Source organism: Polaromonas sp. P1_E3 (assembly GCF_056405935.1).
Window position 1 is genome coordinate 1 of the sequence record NZ_JBFUBD010000322.1, and the last position, 3,109, is coordinate 3,109.

The window sequence follows — 3,109 nt, forward strand, 5'->3', positions numbered from 1 at the left end:
GCTGGCGGACATCGCAGTCAAGCGGTAGCCGGCGCCGCGCACGGTTTCCACCATCGTGCCCGCCGTACCCAGTGCCTCGCGCAGGCGCTTGACATGGACGTCGACGGTACGTTCTTCAATAAAGACGTGGTCGCCCCAGACCTTGTCGAGCAAGGAGCTGCGGCTGTGAACACGCTCGGCGTGTTTCATCAAATAGTGCAGCAGCTTGAACTCAGTCGGGCCCAGCTTGAGCTCCTGGCCCTGATAGGAAATGCGGTGGGTAGCGGCATCCAGGATGAGCGCACCCACCGTCACGCTGTCGTTCACCGATTCAGGTGCGCGGCGGCGCAGCACCGCGCGGATGCGGGCCAGCAGCTCCTGCGTGGAGAACGGCTTGGTGATGTAGTCATCGGCGCCGGCATCCAGCCCGGCCACTTTGTCCGGCTCGTCGCCGCGGGCCGTCAGCATGAGGATGGGAATGCTCTTGGTACGAGCCTGCTTGCGCCAATGGCGAGCCAGCGCGATGCCGCTTTGGCCCGGCAACATCCAGTCCAGCAATATGGCGTCGGGCAGCACTGCGTCAAGTTCGCGTTGGGCCGAGACACTGTCTTCCGCCACCACGGGATCAAAGCCGCCGTGCCGCAGGTTGACGGCAATCAACTCGGCAATGGCCGGCTCGTCCTCAACAATCAATATGCGCGGCTGGTGTTTCATGATGAAATTTGGGGGCTCATTTCACTGCAGATTCGATCTGCTCCATCGGTGTGTGGCGGACATCGGCGCCCTTGACGATGTAAATGATGAATTCGGCGATGTTCTTGGCGTGGTCGCCCACACGTTCAATGGCCTTGGCCACAAAGAGCAGGTCCAGGCTTGGCGAAATGGTACGCGGGTCTTCCATCATGTAAGTGATGAGCTTGCGCACAAAACCGTCGAATTCCTGGTCGATCTGGTCGTCTTCTTTAAGAATGGAAACAGCCACCGCGGTGTCCAAGCGGGCAAAAGCATCCAGCGCCTTGCGCAGCAGGCCGGAGGCAAGCTCCGCTGCCACACGCAGGTCCGACGAAGGCAAAGCCCGGGCAGAGCCGCTTTCAATGATGGACTTGACCATGCGCGCGATCTTCTCGGCTTCGTCGCCGGCACGCTCAAGATTGGCGGTGGTTTTGGAAATCGCGATCAACAGGCGCAGGTCGCGGGCCGTGGGCTGGCGCCGCGCGATGATGGATGACAGCTCGCGGTCAATGTCGATTTCCATCGCGTTGACGCGTGCTTCGGTTTCGATCACCTGGTTGGCGCTTTCGGCGCTGAACTGTGACAGCGCGTAGATGGCCAGGCGAATCTGTGATTCGACCAGGCCGCCCAGCTCCATGACGCGCGAAGATACGCCGTTGAGTTCGCTGTCAAACTGGGTCGAGAGGTGTTTATCAGGCATGTTATTCCCTTTGGATTATTCGCCGTTGCGGTCGAGGCCACAACGCATGAAGCACTGAGGACGAGGCCAGCAGGTGCCGCTGAACCGGCTTTGCCGGGCAGCAGGCGCCGTCCCCCTGAGGGGGATTCCGGCTACACGCAGTGAGCCGAGACAGGGGGCAATTGGGTTCATCCGAAACGGCCAGTGATGTAGTCTTCTGTTTCTTTGCGCTTGGGCTTGAAGAACAGGTCTTCAGTCGCGCCGAATTCAACCAGGTCGCCCAGGTACATATAGGCGGTGTAGTCGCTGCAACGGGCGGCTTGCTGCATGTTGTGCGTCACGATGACGACGGTGTACTCGTTCTTCAGCTCGGCGATCAGCTCTTCCACCTTGGCGGTAGAGATCGGATCCAGCGCCGAGCAAGGCTCGTCCAGCAGCAAGACCTCTGGCTTGATGGCAATGCCGCGCGCAATGCACAGGCGCTGCTGCTGGCCGCCCGAGAGGCTGGAGCCGCTCTGGTTCAGTTTGTCCTTGACTTCCGTCCAGAGCGCGGCCTTGCGCAGCGCCCACTCCACGCGTTCATCCATGTCCGAGGCGTTCAGGCTTTCAAACAGCTTCACGCCAAAAGCGATGTTGTCGTAGATCGACATCGGGAACGGCGTCGGCTTCTGGAACACCATGCCGACTTTGGAGCGGATCAGTGCCACGTCCTTTTTGGACGTGAGCAGGTTCTCGCCGTCAAACATGATCTCGCCTTCTGCGCGCTGCTCGGGGTACAGCTCATACATGCGGTTAAAAATTCGCAGCAGCGTGGACTTGCCGCAGCCCGAGGGGCCGATGAAAGCGGTGACCTTCTTTTCCGGGATTTCCAGGTTGATTCCCTTGAGGGCATGGAACTTTCCGTAGTAGAAGTCGAGGTTCTTGACCGAAATCTTCGATTGCTCGCGTTGTGCGGTGATGGTGTCCATCTTTGACCTTGTTGTGTTGTGTGGGCTGTCAGTTTTTGGCGCGTGTCAGCACACGCGCCAGGATGTTCAGGCCAAGCACGGCCATCGTGATGAGGAAAACGCCTGCCCATGCCAGTTGCTGCCAGTTTTCGTAAGGGCTCAGCGCAAACTTGAAGATCGTCACAGGCAAACTGGCCATAGGTTGGCTCAAGTCAGACGTCCAGAACTGGTTGTTCAGCGCGGTGAAGAGCAGCGGCGCCGTTTCACCGGCGATCCGCGCGACCGCCAGCAGGATGCCGGTGGTCACACCGGCGCGCGCTGCACGCAGCGTAATGCTGGTGATGACCTTCCACTTCGGCGCGCCCAGGGCATAGGCGGCCTCACGCAAGCCCGGCGGAACCAGTTGCAACATGTTTTCGGTGGTGCGTATCACCACCGGAATCACTATCAAAGCCAGCGCCAGCACGCCTGCCCAGCCTGAATAGCCTTTGAATTGCGACACCACGACGGTGTAGACAAACAGGCCAATCACGATAGATGGCGCGGACAGCAGGATGTCATTGACGAAACGCGTCACCGAAGCCAGCAGGCCCTTGGTGTTGTATTCCGCCAGGTAGATGCCCGCCATGATGCCGATGGGCGTACCCACAAACGTGGCCAGCAGCACCATCAGGAAGGAGCCGTAAATCGCGTTGGCAATACCGCCCTCTTCATTCGGAGCAGGCGTCATCTGGGTCAGCGTGGCCATCGAGAGGCCGCCCACACCCAGGCG

The 3,109-nt window shown here is 60.0% G+C and carries 4 protein-coding genes; all 4 read right to left on the minus strand.

The genetic code is table 11. From position 1 onward, the window contains the following. The coding region (phoB, locus tag AC1D0Z_RS18530; RefSeq protein WP_477659664.1) for a phosphate regulon transcriptional regulator PhoB at nucleotides 1-693 on the minus strand (693 nt) is incomplete at its 3' end. Between the two features lie 16 nt (nucleotides 694-709). Continuing rightward, entirely contained in the window at nucleotides 710-1,411 is a 702-nt protein-coding gene (phoU, locus tag AC1D0Z_RS18535) for a phosphate signaling complex protein PhoU (RefSeq protein ID WP_477659665.1), read from the minus strand. A gap of 167 nt (nucleotides 1,412-1,578) precedes the next feature. Continuing rightward, nucleotides 1,579-2,358 carry a phosphate ABC transporter ATP-binding protein PstB gene (gene pstB, locus AC1D0Z_RS18540; RefSeq protein WP_007871927.1) on the minus strand — a complete coding sequence of 260 codons (780 nt, stop codon included), beginning with the start codon at nucleotides 2,356-2,358 and terminating at the stop codon, nucleotides 1,579-1,581. A 28-nt stretch (nucleotides 2,359-2,386) separates the two neighbouring features. After that, on the minus strand, nucleotides 2,387-3,109 hold a 723-nt coding region (gene pstA / locus AC1D0Z_RS18545), incomplete at its 5' end, for a phosphate ABC transporter permease PstA (protein ID WP_477659666.1).

Bases quoted from the DNA above. Each gene is read 5' to 3' on its own strand.
- phoU (WP_477659665.1), bottom strand. From the start codon at position 1,411: ATGCCTGATAAACACCTCTCGACCCAGTTTGACAGCGAACTCAACGGC.
- pstB (WP_007871927.1), bottom strand. From the start codon at position 2,358: ATGGACACCATCACCGCACAACGCGAGCAATCGAAGATTTCGGTCAAG.